We start from the raw sequence: 15,744 nt of genomic DNA, 5'->3' as shown, positions 1-15,744 counted from the left end.
TCCCGCGCCCCGGCGGACCACAGGAAGGCACACCGCAGTGCAGCTGCACACCCGCACCTGGGGAGAGGGCGACCGCACCGCCCTCCTCGTCCACGGCATCATGTCCGACCACCGCACCTGGCGGCGGGTGGGTCCGGCGCTGGCCGCGCTCGGCTACCGCGTGATCGCCGTCGACCTGCGCGGCCACGGGGCCAGCGGGCGCGGGGAGTACACCCCCGGGCACTTCGCGGACGACCTGGCGGAGACCCTGCCGGAGGGCGCGGAGCTGGCCCTCGGGCACTCGCTCGGCGGGCTGGCCCTGTCGCTCGCCGTCGAGCGGCTGCGGCCGGCGCGGGCCGTGTACTCGGACCCGGCCTGGCACTTCGGCGGTCTGGGCGAGGAGGTCGACCCCGGGCTGTTCGCCGGCTTCAAGCAGGCGGGACGGGAGCAGGTGGCCGCGCTGAACCCGCGCTGGGAGGAGGCCGACGTGGCGGTGGAGCTCCAGACCCTCGCCGTCTGGGACGAGGCCTCGGCGCTCGGACTGGCCGCCCTGGCCGGTGCGGACCTGCTGCCGCAGCGGCCGGCGGTGCCGTCGCTGGTGCAGCTGGCCGATCCGAGCTTCCTGATCTCCGGGGAGTCGGCGGCGCTGCTGGCGGAGCGCGGTTTCGAGGTGCGGACGGTGCCGGGGGCCGGGCACACGGTGCACCGGGACGACTTCGACGGGTTCATGGCCTCCCTGGAGGGCTGGGTCTGAGCCCGTCCCGCCCCCGGGGGCTGCGCCGGGTCCGCCCGCCGGTCAACGTGCCGGCCCGCCCGTACCACCGCCGGATTCGGCCCGGCGCCCGGCTGCCCGCAGCGCAGCCGGGCGCCGGTGCGGCCGACGGCCCGCCAGGACGGCGTAGCGTGGCGCAATGACGAGTTCACTGGACGAGCCGGGGCGCCTGGGCGCCGCCGCCACCACCGAGGTCGAGCCGTTCTCGATCGGCCCCGTGCACATGACGTACGCGCCCGACCCCGACGGGGACCCGGATCCGGGCGAGATCGTGTGGACCTTCGTCCCGTACGAGGAGAACGACGGGCGGGGCAAGGACCGGCCGGTCCTCGTCGTGGCCCGGGAGCCCGCCGGGACCGTGCTGGCGGTGCAGCTGTCCAGCAAGCGGCACGACCGCGACCGCGAGTGGGTGCCGCTGGGCGCGGGGCCGTGGGACGCGGCGGGCCGGGACTCCTGGGTGGACCTCGACCGGGTGCTGCGGGTGCACGAGGCGGGGATGCGCCGGGAGGCCTGCGCGCTGGACCGGCGCCGCTTCGACCTGGTCGCGGGGCGGCTGCGGGAGCGGTACGGCTGGTCCTGAACGGCGTACGGGCGCTCCTCGACGCCGTACGGGCGTTTCCGAGCACGGTACGGGCGGGCACGGTGCGGCCGCCCCGGGGCGCGCTGCGGGCGGCGGGCGCGCTCCACCGGTTGTGTCTGGAGTGTCCGGTTTTATGCTGGGGGCAGGCCGGGGCGTCCGCCGCGGCCGGTGCGGGCGGTGCGCCGTCCGCGCCCCGGCTTCGAAACCATGGAGCAGCCGAAGGCCGAGATTCGTTCCTGCGCCCCGAAACGCCCTTCGCCGGACGATCCTTGGCGAAAAGGGATCTTGCCGGGGGTCCTGCGCACCGGTTCAGTGGTGCGGTCACGGCGTCGACACGGAGGATCCGGCCATGCCACAGGAGTTGCTCGGCAGCCACGCCCTCGCAGTCACCGAGCCGGAGGTCGAGGCGCTCATCCACGGCATCTGTTTCAAGACAGGCCCGCCGCGGTCCACCGGAGCGGAACTCGAATGGCTCGTCTACGACACGGAAGATCCCGCGCAGCCCGTACCGCCCGACCGCCTGGAAGCCGCGCACGCCGCGGTGGAGCGGCTCTCCCTGCAGTCCCGGCTCACCGTCGAACCCGGTGGGCAGCTCGAACTCAGCTCGCAGCCCGCCGCCTCCGTCACCGAGTGCGTCGAGGGGCTCGACTCCGACCTCACCGCCGTCCGGGCCGCCCTGCGGACCCGCGGCCTCGCCCTCCACGGGCTCGGGTGCGACCCCCGGCAGGGCGGTCCCCGCCGCTTCCTCCAGCACCCCCGCTACCAGGCCATGGAGGCCTTCTTCGACCGCACCGGGGCCGCCGGGCGCTGGATGATGTGCTCCTCGGCCTCCGTGCAGGTCTGCCTCGACGCCGGGTACGAGCAGCCCGGCACGCACGGGTACGCGCGGCGCTGGCGGCTGGCCCACCTGCTCGGCCCGGTGCTGGTCGCGGCCTTCGCCAACTCCCCCTCCTTCTCCGGCCCCTACGCGGGCTGGCGGTCCGCCCGCCAGGGGGTGTGGGCCGACCTCGACGGCCACCGCACGCTCGCCCCGCCGCTGGCGGACGAGCCGCGGGAGGCCTGGACGCGGCACGTGCTCGACACCGACGTGATGTGCATCCGCACCCCGGAGGGGCGGCCGTGGGAGGTGCCCCGCGGGCTGACGTTCCGGGAGTGGGTGCGCACCGGGGCGCCGGGCCGGCCCACCCGCGAGGACCTCGACTACCACCTCACCACCCTCTTCCCGCCGGTGCGCCCCCGCGGCCACCTCGAACTGCGCATGATCGACGCGCAGCCGGGGGCGGACGGGTGGATGGTGCCGGTGGCGGTGACGGCGGCCCTGTTCGACGACCCGGAGGCCTCGGAGATCGCGTACCGCACGGCCGAGGACCTGAACGGCCGGGCGGGCAGGGGGCCCGCCCCGCGCAACTCCCTGTGGCTGACCGCGGCCCGGCAGGGGCTCGCCGACCCGGTGCTGCGGGCCGCCGCCGAGGTGTGCTTCCGCGCCGCCGCCGGGGCCCTGCCCCGGCTCGGCGCCTCCCCGCGGCTGACCGCCACGGTCGCGGCCTTCGCGGACCGCTACACCCTGCGGGGCCGCTGTCCGGCGGACGACCGCTACGACGAGCGCTACGGGGCGCGCCGCACGGCTGCCGGGACGGAGGCCGGGGCATGAGCGGCGCACCGGCCCCGGAGCCGCTGCGGCAGCCCGCCGCGCCGCAGGAGCCGGCCCCCGGCCCCCCGGGGCCGGCCCCGGGCCTGCGGGAGCGGGCGCTGGCCGCCCTGACCGCCGCGCGCGCCCGCACGGCGGCGCTGACCGACTGCGTCCCGGACCCCGAGCTGACGGCCCAGCACTCCCCCCTGATGTCCCCGCTGGTGTGGGACCTCGCCCACATCGGGAACATGGAGGAGCTCTGGCTGCTGCGCCGGGTGGGCGGCCGTGAGCCCATGCACCCCGAGATCGACCCGCTGTACGACGCCTTCGAGCACCCGCGCGCCGAGCGGCCGTCACTGCCGCTCCTGGCGCCCGGCGAGGCCCGCCGCTACGCCGCCGAGGTCCGCGGCCGGGTCTTCGACCTGCTGGAGCGCGTCCCGTTCGGCCCGGCGGACGAGGGCGGCGGCCTGCTGGCCGACGGCTACGCCTTCGGGATGATCGCGCAGCACGAACAGCAGCACGACGAGACGATGCTGATCACCCATCAGCTGCGTACGGGTGCCCCGGTGCTCACCGCCCCGACTCCCGACCCCCCGCCCGGACCGCCGGTGCAGGCGGCCGAAGTCCTCGTGCCCGGAGGCCCGTTCACCATGGGTACCTCCACCGAGCCCTGGTCGCTGGACAACGAACGGCCCGCGCACGTAAGGGACCTGGCCCCGTTCTGGATCGACACCGTGCCGGTGACCAATGCCGCGTACCTGGAGTTCATGGCCCAGGGCGGCTACCGGGACCCGCGCCTGTGGGCCCCGGAGGGCTGGGAGCAGGTGCGGCGCACGGGCATCGCGGCGCCGCTGTTCTGGCGCCGCGAGGCCGGGGAGTGGGTGCGGCGCCGGTTCGGCGTCACGGAGGCGGTGCCGCCCGCCGAGCCCGTACTGCACGTGAGCTGGTACGAGGCCGACGCCTTCGCCCGCTGGAGCGGCCGGCGGCTGCCCACGGAGGCCGAGTGGGAGAAGGCCGCCCGCCACGACCCGGCGTCCGGGCGCTCCCTGCGCTACCCCTGGGGTGACGCGGACCCGACCCCGGACCACGCCAACCTGGGCCAGCGGCACCTGCGCCCCGCCCCGGCGGGCAGCTACGCCCGCGGCGCCTCCCCGCTGGGGGTGCGGCAGTTGATCGGCGACGTGTGGGAGTGGACGGCCAGCGACTTCGAGCCGTACCCCGGCTTCCGGGCCTTCCCGTACAAGGAGTACTCGGAGGTGTTCTTCGGGCCGGAGCACAAGGTGCTGCGCGGCGGCTCCTTCGCGGTGGACCCGGTGGCCTGCCGGGGCACCTTCCGCAACTGGGACCTGCCCGTGCGCCGGCAGATCTTCTCCGGCTTCCGGACCGCGAGGGATGCCTAATGTGCCGTCACCTCGCCTATCTGGGGCCGTCCGTGCCGATGTCCCGGCTGCTGACGGAGCCCGCGCACGGCCTGCTGCGGCAGTCGTGGGCGCCGCGCCACCAGCGGTACGGCACGGTGAACGCCGACGGGTTCGGCGTGGGCTGGTACGCGCCGGGCGATCCGGTGCCGGGCCGCTACCGCCGGGCCGTGCCCGTCTGGGGCGACCCGTCCTTCGCCGACCTGGTGCGCGTGGTGCGCAGCGGGGCCCTGCTGGCCGCCGTGCGCGACGCGACCGAGCCGGGGGCCGACGGGGAGGCCGCCGCCGCGCCCTTCGCCGAGGACCGGTGGCTGTTCAGCCACAACGGGGCCGTGCGGGGCTGGCCGGACGCGGTGGCCGGGGCGGCGGCGCAGCTGTCCCCGGCCGAGCTGCTGCGGCTGGCGGCCCGTACCGATTCGGCGCTGGTGTGGGCCCTGGTGCTGCGCCGGCTGCGGGCCGGGGACGATCCCGGGACCGCCCTGGCCGAGCCGGTGCGGGAGCTGGCCGGTGCGGCGCCGGGGTCCCGGCTGAACCTGCTGCTGACCGATGGGAAGACGCTCGCCGCGACCGCCTGGGGCGACACCCTCTGGTACCTGTCCGATCCGGAGGCCGGCCGGGTCGTGGTCGCCTCCGAGCCCTACGACGAGGACGTCCGCTGGACCGGGGTCCCCGACCGCACCCTGCTGACCGCCACCCGTACCGCCGTGACCCTCACCCCGCTCAAGGAGCCCACCCCGTGAGCCGTTTCCAGCTGACCCGCACCCTCGACGGGACCTCCGCCGAATCCGCGCTGCGCGCCGACGTGCTGCACGGACTGACCCGGCACCCGAAGGAGCTGCCGCCGAAGTGGTTCTACGACGCCGCCGGCAGCGAGCTGTTCGAGGAGATCACCCGGCTGCCCGAGTACTACCCGACCCGGGCCGAGCGGGAGATCCTGCTCGAACGGGCCGGTGAGATAGCCGCCGCGAGCGGGGCGCGGACCCTGGTCGAGCTGGGATCCGGCTCCTCGGAGAAGACCCGGCACCTGATCGACGCCCTGCCCGCGCTGGACCTGTACGTGCCGGTGGACGTCAGCGAGAGCGCGCTGGAGGGGGCTGCGGAGACCCTCCTGGAGGCGCACCCCGCGCTGCGCGTCCACGCGGTGGTCGCCGACTTCACCCGGCCGCTGGTGCTGCCGGACTCCCCCGGTCCGCGGCTGGTGGTCTTCCTCGGCGGGACCATCGGGAACCTGCTGCCCGCGGAGCGGGCCGCCTTCCTGGCGGCGGTCCGCGGGATGCTCTCGCCCGGGGACGCCCTGCTGCTGGGCACCGACCTGGTCAAGGACGAGGAGGTGCTCGTGGCCGCGTACGACGATGCGCAGGGGGTGACGGCCCGGTTCAACCTCAACGTGCTGTCGGTGATCGACCGGGAGCTCGACGCGGACTTCGGGGCGTACGCCTTCGACCACGTGGCCGTGTGGAACCGCGAGGAGGAGTGGATCGAGATGCGGCTGCGGGCGCGCCAGGAGGCGAACGTGAAGATCCGCGCGCTGGACCTGGTGGTGCCGTTCGCGGCGGGCGAGGAGATCCGTACGGAGGTGTCGGCGAAGTTCCGTCAGGAGGGGGTGCGGGCGGAACTGGCGGCGGCCGGGCTGGAGCTCGCCGAGTGGTGGACGGACCGGGCGGGGCGCTTCGCGCTCTCCCTGGCGACGGCTTCCTGACCGGTCCGCGGAACGGTTGCCGGGCCGGTCCCGGCGCCGGTCTCCGTGCCGGTCCGCGCCCCGGATCCCGCCGGACCGCCGCCGGTGGCCGCCAGCTGGGCTGCCCGGGCCAGGGACCGGCGGTCCGGGTGGCGGCCCGGCGGGATGCGGGGCAGCAGGCGGACCTCGGCGGTGATCCCGCGGGCCCGCGCGATCCGCCACAGCGAGGCCGCGAGCGGGTCGTCGCCGACGAAGGCGGGGGCCGCGGCGAGAGTGCCGTCCGGCAGGCGGTAGCCGATGTGCACCGGCTGTACGGGCACCCCCGCGTCCAGGGCCGCCTGGAAGGCCGCGGGGCGGAACCGGCCGTGCGCCCGGCCGCACCAGGTGCTGCCCTCCGGGTACACGGTCACCCGCGACCCGGCGCGCAGGGCCGCGGCGAGGGCGGCCACGGTCGCGGGCAGGGCCCGGATCCGGTCCCGTTCGATGAACAGGGTGCCGGCCAGGGCGGCGAGCGCGCCGAGCACCGGCCAGCGGCGGACCTCGCTCTTGGCGAGCATCCGGCTCGGCAGGGCGGCCGCCACCAGCGGCACGTCCAGCCAGGAGATGTGCCGGGCCACCACGAGCCGGCCGCCGGGCGGGCCCGCCTGCCCGTGGACCTCGGTCCGGACGCCGAGGGAGCGTACGAGCAGCCTGCACCAGGTGCGGACGACGGCCGAGCGGGGGCCCGGCGGGAGCAGCCGGACCAGTGGGAAGCAGGCCGCACCCGCGAGGGCAGCCACGGCCAGGGCGGCCAGCCGCAGCACGGCCCGGGGCGCGCCCGCGGCCGCCCCCTCGTGGACCGCACAGGCCCCGGGGGTGCAGGGCGCGGCGGGCAGCCAGGTGCTCATGCGGCCGGGGCGAGGGCGAGGAAGTGGCGCAGGTAGCGGGGGTTGGCCCGGCGCAGCGAGAGCAGGACGTACAGGTCGGCGACGCCGAACTCCACGTCGTGCGCGGGCTCTCCGCAGACCCAGGCGCCGAGCCGCAGGTAGCCGCGCAGCAGCGGGGGGAGTTCGGCGGCGCTCCGGGGTCCGGTGGCGGCGCCCGCGGGCGGCTGCCAGGGGCGGTGCGGGGTGACCCGGTACCCGGCCGGGGCGAGGTGGCGGGCGAGGACGGTCTCCCGGGTGGCGGCGGCCAGGGCCCCGCCGTCGGCGAGCGGTACGGAGCAGCAGCCGGCGAGCCACTCGTGGCCGCTGCGCTCCATGTAGCGGGCCAGCCCGGCCCAGATGAGGGCGATCACGGCGCCGTTGCGGTGGTCGGAGTGGACGCAGGAGCGGCCCAGTTCGACCAGGTCGGAGCGGATCGGGGCGAGGGCGGCGAGGTCGAACTCGCCCTCAGAGTAGAGCCGTCCGGCGACGGCCGCCCGCTCGGGCGGCAGCAGCCGGTAGGTGCCGACGACCTCGGCGCGCTCCTCGTCGAGGACGAGGAGGTGGTCGCAGTACGCGTCGAAGGCGTCGGAGTCGAGACCGGGCTCGGGCCCGTCGAGGCGGGCGCCGAGCTCCCCGGCGAAGACCCGGTGGCGCAGCCGCTGGGCGGCGCGCACCTCCTCCTCGTTCCGGGCGAGCCGGACGGTGTAGCGGGCGGCGGGGACGGGTGCGGATGCGGGCGCGGGGGAGGCGGCCGGTGCGGGGGCGACGGCGGCGGGGCGCAGGGCGGCGGGGACGGGTGCGGGGGTCGGGGGCGCGATGCTCATGGCGGCTCCAGTTCCGGACGCGTGGGCGCCGGGGCCGCTGCGGTGCGGCCCGGCACCCCACTTCTCCCGCTGCCGGCTGGATTCGACGTGTCGGGCCGGGGGCCCGGGGATGTGGGGATGCTGAATGCCCGGTTCGGGCCCCGTACGCACCCCTGCGCGCCCGCGCGCGCCTGCGGCCCGTACGGCAGCCGGGGCTGCCGTACGGGCCGCAGGTGCGGTGCGACGGTCCGGGTCGACGGTCCGGGTCAGCGGTCCGCGCTGAGCACCTTCGTGATCACCGCGGAGGCCTCCTTGGCGGCCTTCTGCGGGTCGGTCCCGGTGAGTACGGCCGTCATGTACGGCTTGATCGGGTTGTTCGCCTCGACCTCCGCCCAGCGGGCGGACTTGGGGGTGGCGCGGCCCTGGGCGGCGCCCTCGGCCATGGTGGCGGCGCCCTCGTTGCCGGAGACCACGTGCGCGAGGGTGGTCTTGTTGGGCACGTAGCTCATCGCGCGGGCGAGCTCGGTCTGCCACTTCTCGCTGACGAGCGCGCTGACCACGGCGAGGGCGGCCTTACGGTTGGCCGTGCCCTCCGGGATGATCAGGTCGGAGCCGCCGGTGAACACCGCGCCCGGCTTGGCGGCCGTCTTGCCCGGGATGGGGAAGAAGCCCAGCTTGCCGCGGAGTTCGGGGTTGGCCTGCTCGATGGCGGCGACCTGCCCGGGCGGGGCGATGATCTGGGCCACGTCCCCGCGGGCGAACACCTCGGCCTGCGGCGGGTTCTCCTCGTCGGCGTCCTTGGGGCCGTCGCCGAGGGCCTGGAGCTCCTGGTAGAACTTCATGCCCTTGAGGGCCTGCGGGGAGTCGAGCGCGCCGTTCCACTGGCCGGCGCCCTCGACGGCGAGGTCGCCGCCCTCGTCCCAGATGAATCCGGCCAGCACGTACCAGTTCTGTCCGGCCAGGTAGATGCCCTGCTTGCCGTTCTTGTCGAGGCTCTTGGTCGCCTCGATCCACTCGTCGCGGCTGCGGGGGGCCTCGGCTATGCCGGCTTCCTTGAAGTGGTCCTTGTTGTAGATCACCACGCGGTTGGCGGCGTACCAGGGGATGCCGTACTGGGCCCCGTTGATGCTGCCGGGCTCGGCGAGGCCCTTCAGCCAGTCGCGGCCGCCCCAGTCGCGCAGCGCCTCCAGGGTCAGCTCGCTGAGCCCGCCCCGCTCGGCGTACTGGGCGACCTGGGTGTTGCCCACCTCGACGACGTCGGCGGACTCCTTGCCGTCGAGCACCCCGTTGACCTTGTCCACGATGCCGGTCCACTCCTGGATCCGGATGTCCAGGTCGATGTCCTCGTGTTCGCGCTCGAAGGTCTCCGAGAAGCGGGCGAGGAACTGGTCCGAGGCGCTGCCCTTCATCAGCCACACGGTGACCTTCGTGCTCCCGCCGTCCGAGCCGGGAAGCTGGCCGCAGGCCGTCAGGGCCGTTGCGGCCAGGATGGCCGCGGGCACGCCAAAGAAGCGCTTCTTCACGAATGTCACCTTCGGGGTAGATCGCAGATGGCTTGAAATTGGCATGGACCAATGCCCCGGTCAAGGGGGGATGCGCAGACTTTCTTCACAGAAACCCCACCCGGCCCCCTCCCAACACAGGGCAATTGGGGCCAACCGCTGCGATCGTGGCGCAACTCACCCATGTGGCGGATCGCCCGGCCCGTCGCACCCCCGACACCGCGCGGACCCGGGGAGGGTGCGGCACCGTGGACTCCAGCCCCCCGGGCAAGGGAACACGCCCTGCACCGCCGACCCTGGAGCGTCGCATGTCGAACCACACCTACCGCGTGACCGAGATCGTGGGCACCTCGACCGAGAGCACCGACCAGGCCGTCCGCAACGGCATCGAGCGGGCCGCGCAGACCCTGCGCAACCTCGACTGGTTCGAGGTCACGCAGGTCCGCGGGCACATCGAGGACGGGCGGATCGCGCACTACCAGGTCGGCCTGAAGGTGGGCTTCCGCCTCGACGCGGAGGACTGACCCGGCCGCCGGCGCCGCGCCCGGGGACTCCGCAGGCCGGAGCCCCGGGGTGCGGCCCCCGGCCGCGGTCGCCTCAGGTGCGCCCCTCGCGCTCCTGCGCGTCCTTCAGCTCCGCCGAGGCCGCCGCCCAGTCGGCGCGCACCACCCGGTACCCGGCCGCCCGCGCCGCCGCGCAGACCAGCTCGTCGTCGTCCACCAGCATCCGCACCTCGCGCCCGCGCGCGATGCGCCCCAGCACCTCCAGCTTGGTGACCCGGGCGGGCCTGCGGTCGTGGTTGGCGCGCATCCACACCCGGCCCTGCGGCAGCCCGTGCGCCTCCAGCCAGGCCAGGGTGTCGGCCCGGCATCGCTCCGGACGCCCGGTCAGGTACACGACCTCGCACTCGGCCCCGCTGTCCACGGCCATCCGCACCCCGCGCTCCAGCGGGGGGTCCTGCGGGGCCGCCCCGAAGAACCCGGCCCAGTCCCGGGGCCTCCCCTCCAGGAAGTGCTGCCGGTGCGCGGTGTCGGCCAGGGTCCCGTCGAGGTCGAACACGGCCAGCGGCCGTCTGCTGTCATCGCTCATGGCGGCAGCGTAGGCACGGCCGCCGACAACGCCGGCAGGACGGCTCACCGCGTGGCGCGGGTCAGCCCCTGGGCGGCCGCGCCCCGCGAGAGGACCGCCTCCGCGACCCGGCGGTCGACGGCCGCGTACTCCTCCCGCTTGCCCGCCGGGGCCGGGCAGGAGGCGCACACCACCCGGAACGGCGGGCCCATGTCCGAGTACTGGGTGAGGAATTCGGCCTTGGCGACCGTCCAGCGCCCGGGGTGCTCCGGGGAGGGTGCGAAGGTGAACCGCGGGATCGAGGACTCGTTGCCCCGCCGCTTGTCGGCCGGGACGAAGCTGGCGACCTGGTCGCCCATCCCGTACACGACCCAGGTGCCGCCGATCTTCTCGTAGGGCTGCGGGACGTGGTTGTGCGTGCCGAGGACGAGGTCGATGTCCGGGAGCCCGCCGGTGCGGGCGGCGGTCAGGGTGCGGGCCAGGGCGCGCTGCTCCGCGTCGGGCGCGGTCTGCCACTCGGTGCCCCAGTGGATGCTGAGCACGACGACCTGCGCCCCCGCCTTCCGCGCGGCGCGGGCGTCGGCGATGATCCGGGCCGGGTCGGTCAGGTTGACCGCCCACGGTTTGCCCTCGGGGAGCGGGATGCCGTTCGTGCCGTAGGTGTACGACAGCTGGGCCACCTTCGCGCCGCCCGCCGCGTACCAGGCCGGGGCCTTCGCCTCGGCGGCGCTGCGGGCGGAGCCGACGTGCCGCAGTCCGGCCGCGTCCAGCCCGTCGAGGGTGCGGACCACGCCCTCGTACCCGGCGTCGAGGGTGTGGTTCGAGGCCGTCGAACAGCCCTCGTAGCCGGTCTCCTTGAGGGCGGCGGCGAGCTGCTGCGGGGCCTTGAAGAGCGGATAGCCGGTGTAGGGCCCGCCGGGCGGCCCGTACGGTATCTCGTGGTGGCACAGCGCCAGGTCCGCGGCCCCGACCACCGGGGCCACCCCCGCGAGGATCCGCCGGAAGTCGTGGCTCCCGCCGCCCGGCCCCTCCTGCGCGTCCTGCGAGGCCCGCGCGATGATCGACGGGTACGGGATGATGTCGCCGGTCGCGACGAGCGTGAACGGGCGGCCCGCGGGGGCCTCGGACGGGGCCCGGGACTCCCGGCCCTCCCCGGCCCCGCCGGCCCCCAGGCGTCCGCTGCCCTCGTCGCCGGAGCCGGGGGTCCCGGGGAGCAGCAGGAGGCCCGCGGCCGCCGCGGCGAGCACGGCGGCGCCGGCGACGGCCGCCGCGACCGCCGTACGCCGCCGGCCCCCGGCCGCCGCCTTGCCCGTGCTGCCCGTACCGGTGCCCGCGGCCGGGCCCGCCCGGCCGTCCGCTTCCGCTCCCCCGGCCGGCTCCGCCGCCTCGGTTCCCATGCCCCGCCCTTCCGCTCCCCGGACCCGCCGGATCCGTACGTACGTCCGATGAGACGGGATTGCGGCCGTACCGGTTGCGCGGCGGCGGGCCCGGGTCAGGGGCGGTGCGCCACGTTCAGCTCGGCCGCCGAGGTCCAGGGGTTGCCCCCGGCCTCACCGAGCGCCCGGAGGCGGACGAACCGGGCCGTGCGCGGGGTCAGGGCGACCTCCTGCTGCGCCGCGGTGTCGGGGAAGGTCCCGGTCGCCGCGGCCGGGCCCCAGGTCGTCCCGTCCGCCGAGGTGTACACCTCGTAGGCGGCGATCCGCCCGTTGCGCTGGTTCTGGCGGGGCAGGTACAGCAGCCGGGAGACCTGGTACGCGGCCCCCAGGTCCAGGGTGATCTGGTGCGGCAGCGGGTCCGTGGCGGTGGACCAGCGGGTGTGCCAGATGGTCGCCGGGTCCCCGTCGAGCACGTTGGAGGCCCGGCCGTCCTCGTTCGCGGTCTCCTGGCTGTCCACGGAGGCCACCGACACGGCCGACTGCGGGACGAGTTCCTCGCCCCCGCCCCCGCCGCCCAGGTCGTCGACGGCCAGGTCGTCCAGGATCAGGTCGGCCTCGTCGTGCGAGCCCTCGGGCGTGGCCTTGCGGATCCCGATCCAGGCGTCGGCCCCGGCGGTGAAGGTCGCGGTGAAGGAGGTGGGCGTACGGGCCTGGCCGAGGGCGGTGGCGGTCTCGGCGCTGCCCGAGCCGGTGACGAAGCGGTAGTCGTCGCCGAAGGCGGCCTCGTAGCGGAACTGCACCCGGTAGGTGCGGCCCGGGGTGAAGCGCAGGGTCTGCGGGAGGGTCCGGTAGACCAGGCCCGGCCGCTCCTCGTGGGACTTCAGCGAGTTCCCGCCGCCGATGACGTCGTCCACGAGCTTGCCGTTCCAACCCGCCTGCGTGTACGGGGCGTTGCGCTGGGCGACGTGGGTGCGGGGGTCGGTGGCGGCGCCGCCCGCGCCGCCCGGGACGAAGGGCCCCCAGCCCGCCTCGGGGCTCTCGAAGTCCTCGGCGAACCAGTGCCCGCCCGCGGGGGTGCGGACGGCGGGCACGACCTGCACCTCGTCGAAGTACACGGTGCCCCCGGCCGCGGCGGCGGACAGTTCGAGGGTGGCGGCCGAACCACCCGCGGGGATCTCGAAGTGCACCTTCATCCGCTGCATCCTGGTGCCGTTCTTCTCGCTGCCGCCCAGGGTGTTGACCAGCGGGGAGGAGTCGGCGTAGACGGTGGCGGGGGCGCCGCCTGCCGGGGTGACGGTCAGGGCGGCGCGGCGCCCGGCGGGGGTGGCGACCCACACCGAGGCCGCGTACGTGCCGGGGGCCAGGCCGGTCATGGTCTGCGCGACCCGGGGCGCGGTGCCCGCGGCGGCCGTCAGCTCCTGCTGGCCCTGGGCATTGCGGAGCACTGCGGCCCCGGCTCCGGTGACGGTCCAGGCGGCGAGGTTCCCGGCGTAGAAGCCGGGGTCCTTCAGCGGGGTGCCCTCGCCCCAGCGGGGGTCGGCGGCCGCGGGAGCGGCGCCGTCGTAGAGCACGTACGCGGTGCCGGCGGCGGCGTCGAGGGTGACGGTGCCGCCGGCCGTGGCGGGGTCGGGGAGGGGGACGCGGCCGGTGTCGGTGAGGCGGTAGAGCTTGGGGGCCGTCCAGCCGGGCGGGAGGGTCCACGCGGTCCTGCCGCCCGCGGCGTTCCAGTGGTAGAGCCTGCCGTCCCGGGGCAGCAGGTAGGCGCCGCCGTCGAGGACGGTGCGGCCGCCGCTGGTGATGCGGCGGGAGTTGCCCGCCTTCGTGACGGCGGTGCCGTCGGCGAGGGTGACGGTGTCGGCCGTCCACTTCACGACCGGGGAGCGCTGGAGGAACTTGGCCGGGAGGTTGACCCCGAAGGTGGTCTTCAGGAAGGCCGTGAAGTCCTTCTTCCCCTGCCAGCCCTCGTAGGCGGCCAGCTCGGCGCCGCCGAGCAGGGGGTGGCGGGCGATCCAGTCGTCCTTGGCGTGGTTGGCGATGAACCGGGCGATGGTGGAGTTGACGCCCTTGTGGTCGCTGCCGCCGTAGTCCACGTCCGCCGCCCAGTGGTGCCACAGGGACTGGTCGGTGAGGGAGTCGGGGAACTCGGTGGCCACCTGGAGGCCCAGTCCGGTGATCTCCCGGGTGAGCCTGCGGGAGACGTAACCGTCGCCGTACCAGACGTCCACGTACAGGAAGTCGAGCCCGGGGGCGGCCGCCTTGAGGTCCTGGAGCCTGCGCAGCCGGTCGCCGGACTGGCCGTCCCTGCGGGTGTCCACGTAGTACGACTGGTCGAGCCAGTCCCAGCCCTTCCCGCCGGTGTGCCGGGCGGGGTCGAAGGTGGCCGAGACGGGGTACTCCTCGGTGGCGTTGACGTGCACGCCGAAGTCGGCGTTGTAGGCGTGGCCGGAGCCGGTCAGGGTGCGCAGGGCGGCGGCGCCGCCGAGTTTGGCGCCGATGTCCTTGTAGTCCATGTGGGCCGAGTCGTGGCCCTCGGAGGCGTAGCCCTTGAGGAGGACGAACTGCCCGAGGCCGTCGGTGGCGTGGAAGACCCGCTTGGTCTCGTCGAGGGTCTGGGCGAAGGGGTGGGTGGCCTGGGAGGCGAAGTTGAAGGGGATGCGCTGGACCACGCGGTCGGCGGTGTCCTGCCAGCCGGTGGGCGGGGTCCAGATGTCGCGGTAGGCGACGGCGGCGTCCTGCCAGTCCGCGGCGGAGTCGCCGTTGCGGTCCCCGGTGACGGCGACGCGGGCGTACGGGAGGGGTTCGGTGTCGGAGTCCGCGGCGCCCTCGGCGCGGTGGACCCAGCCGCCGCTCCACAGTCCGGCGCGGCGGTAACCGCCCTTGTCCACCACCTGTTTGGCGATGCGGCCGTTCTCGCGGGCGGTGCCGCCGGCGGGCCGGTCCTCGTACGAGTTGGAGTCCACGGCGGCGGCCAGCCGGCCCGCGGACAGCAGTCCGTACATGACGCTGGTCGCGGCGGGGTCCACGGGGGTGCTGCCGGTCACCTGCGTGAAGGTGTCCCCCGTGCCGGTGGTGGCGGTGTGCATCCGCGCGGTGGCCAGGGCCGCCCCGGCGGTGGTGCTGCGGACGCTGACCAGGTTGTGCCCGGGGACGGACAGGGTCCGCACCCGCAGGGCCGGGGTGTCCTCGACGGCGGTGACGCGGAACTCCAGCACGGAGCCGCTGACCGAGAGCCGGGCCCGCAGGACCACCCCGGAGAACGACAGGGCGTAGTCGACGCGGTCGGCGGCGACGGCGGAGGACACCTCGGGCGTGTACGCGGTGCCGTTGACCAGGATGCGGGTCAGCACGTCCTCGTTCCCGTCGAGGACCGCGCCGGTGGCGCGCTGGGTGTACCCGATCACCCGGGGGAAGCCGGCGTCCACGCGGACGGACAGGTCCGCGGAGGCGATGGTGACGGGCGAGTCGGCGGATGCGGGGCGGAGGGAGGCCGGGGCGGGGAAGGCGGCCGCGCCGGCCCCGGCGGCTGGCGCGGGCGCCGGGGAGGCGGAGGAGGCCGCGGGGAGGCAGACCAGCAGCGGGGCCGTCAGAACGGCCGCCGCCGTCGCGGCACGGCGGGGGGTGCGCATGGGTACTCCCGGGAGTCGTCGGCTGTGGCGGGGGGTGCGGGGGTGTTGGACGTGCGGGGCGTGCGGTGGTGTCGCCGGCGAGCCAGCTTGGCCCGGCGGGCGCGGGCGGGCCCATGGACAAAACCGCGGCCGGTCATGGACTTCTGGACGCGGGGGCGGGGGCGGTCCGGCCGGGGGCCCGGCGCAGGCCGGTGCGGCGCAGCCGGGGGCCCGGCGGAGGCAGGTGCGGCGGAGGCGGCAGGGCGGCGGAGACAACGGGGTGGCGGGGACGGCGCAGACGGCGGGGCGCGGCCGGCCCCGGCGTCCAGACGTCCATGACCGGCCGGGAGCCGGACGGCCCCGGCAGGACCCGGGCGGCCCAGGCAGGACCCCCAACGGCCCCCGGCGGCCCCCGCAAGGCCCCGGCG

Annotated in this window: 13 protein-coding genes; 7 read left to right on the top strand and 6 right to left on the bottom strand. The window is 75.8% G+C overall.

Going from position 1 to position 15,744, the window contains the following annotated elements; all coding sequences use genetic code 11:
• Positions 1-37: 37 nt before the first annotated feature.
• The 6 genes from ACZ7JZ_RS08315 to egtD all read left to right on the top strand — a co-directional run bounded on the left by ACZ7JZ_RS08315 (position 38) and on the right by egtD (position 6,078).
• Positions 38-733 (top strand): alpha/beta fold hydrolase, encoded by a 696-nt coding sequence (locus ACZ7JZ_RS08315; RefSeq protein WP_470934670.1) that lies wholly within the window; start codon positions 38-40, stop codon positions 731-733.
• Between the two features lie 157 nt (positions 734-890).
• Positions 891-1,331, top strand: coding sequence for a type II toxin-antitoxin system PemK/MazF family toxin (locus ACZ7JZ_RS08310; protein ID WP_470934667.1), 441 nt, complete (start codon positions 891-893; stop codon positions 1,329-1,331).
• 349 nt (positions 1,332-1,680) lie between these two features.
• Positions 1,681-2,982: an ergothioneine biosynthesis glutamate--cysteine ligase EgtA gene (gene egtA, locus ACZ7JZ_RS08305; RefSeq protein WP_470934664.1), complete on the top strand. Its 1,302-nt coding sequence runs from the start codon at positions 1,681-1,683 to the stop codon at positions 2,980-2,982.
• Positions 2,979-4,361 carry an ergothioneine biosynthesis protein EgtB gene (gene egtB, locus ACZ7JZ_RS08300; protein ID WP_470934661.1) on the top strand — a complete coding sequence of 461 codons (1,383 nt, stop codon included), beginning with the start codon at positions 2,979-2,981 and terminating at the stop codon, positions 4,359-4,361. Before egtA ends, egtB begins: the two co-directional genes overlap by 4 nt.
• Positions 4,361-5,119: an ergothioneine biosynthesis protein EgtC gene (gene egtC, locus ACZ7JZ_RS08295; protein ID WP_470934658.1), complete on the top strand. Its 759-nt coding sequence runs from the start codon at positions 4,361-4,363 to the stop codon at positions 5,117-5,119. The genes egtB and egtC overlap by 1 nt, the downstream gene beginning before the upstream one ends.
• Entirely contained in the window at positions 5,116-6,078 is a 963-nt protein-coding gene (egtD, locus tag ACZ7JZ_RS08290) for an L-histidine N(alpha)-methyltransferase (protein ID WP_470934655.1), read from the top strand. The genes egtC and egtD overlap by 4 nt, the downstream gene beginning before the upstream one ends.
• Here egtD and ACZ7JZ_RS08285 read toward each other — a convergent pair.
• From ACZ7JZ_RS08285 to ACZ7JZ_RS08275, 3 genes are all read right to left on the bottom strand, one after another.
• Positions 5,973-6,944 carry a lysophospholipid acyltransferase family protein gene (locus ACZ7JZ_RS08285; protein ID WP_470934652.1) on the bottom strand — a complete coding sequence of 324 codons (972 nt, stop codon included), beginning with the start codon at positions 6,942-6,944 and terminating at the stop codon, positions 5,973-5,975. The two genes, egtD and ACZ7JZ_RS08285, sit on opposite strands and share 106 nt — an antisense overlap.
• Positions 6,941-7,786 (bottom strand): GNAT family N-acetyltransferase, encoded by an 846-nt coding sequence (locus ACZ7JZ_RS08280; protein ID WP_470934649.1) that lies wholly within the window; start codon positions 7,784-7,786, stop codon positions 6,941-6,943. The genes ACZ7JZ_RS08285 and ACZ7JZ_RS08280 overlap by 4 nt, the downstream gene beginning before the upstream one ends.
• A gap of 245 nt (positions 7,787-8,031) precedes the next feature.
• The gene (locus ACZ7JZ_RS08275) at positions 8,032-9,288 is read right to left on the bottom strand and encodes an extracellular solute-binding protein (RefSeq protein ID WP_470934646.1); all 1,257 of its coding nucleotides are present in this window, start codon (positions 9,286-9,288) and stop codon (positions 8,032-8,034) included.
• Positions 9,289-9,575: 287 nt separating this feature from the next.
• Here ACZ7JZ_RS08275 and ACZ7JZ_RS08270 point away from each other — a divergent pair, with 287 nt between their 5' ends.
• Positions 9,576-9,791, top strand: coding sequence for a dodecin (locus ACZ7JZ_RS08270; RefSeq protein ID WP_470934643.1), 216 nt, complete (start codon positions 9,576-9,578; stop codon positions 9,789-9,791).
• A gap of 73 nt (positions 9,792-9,864) precedes the next feature.
• On the opposite strand, the gene ACZ7JZ_RS08265 is transcribed toward ACZ7JZ_RS08270, so the two are convergent.
• The 3 genes from ACZ7JZ_RS08265 to ACZ7JZ_RS08255 all read right to left on the bottom strand — a co-directional run bounded on the left by ACZ7JZ_RS08265 (position 9,865) and on the right by ACZ7JZ_RS08255 (position 15,337).
• Positions 9,865-10,356, bottom strand: coding sequence for a phosphatase domain-containing protein (locus ACZ7JZ_RS08265; RefSeq protein ID WP_470934641.1), 492 nt, complete (start codon positions 10,354-10,356; stop codon positions 9,865-9,867).
• A 44-nt stretch (positions 10,357-10,400) separates the two neighbouring features.
• Positions 10,401-11,732 carry a CapA family protein gene (locus tag ACZ7JZ_RS08260; RefSeq protein ID WP_470934637.1) on the bottom strand — a complete coding sequence of 444 codons (1,332 nt, stop codon included), beginning with the start codon at positions 11,730-11,732 and terminating at the stop codon, positions 10,401-10,403.
• A 95-nt stretch (positions 11,733-11,827) separates the two neighbouring features.
• A complete protein-coding gene (locus ACZ7JZ_RS08255) occupies positions 11,828-15,337 on the bottom strand; it encodes an endo-alpha-N-acetylgalactosaminidase family protein (protein ID WP_470934633.1) in 3,510 nt (1,169 codons plus the stop codon).
• Between the last annotated feature and the right edge of the window lie 407 nt (positions 15,338-15,744).

The organism is Streptomyces sp. NPDC038213 (assembly GCF_055600495.1).
The sequence above is the reverse complement of the archived record's forward strand: the minus strand, read 5'-3'. Positions and strand labels throughout refer to the sequence as shown.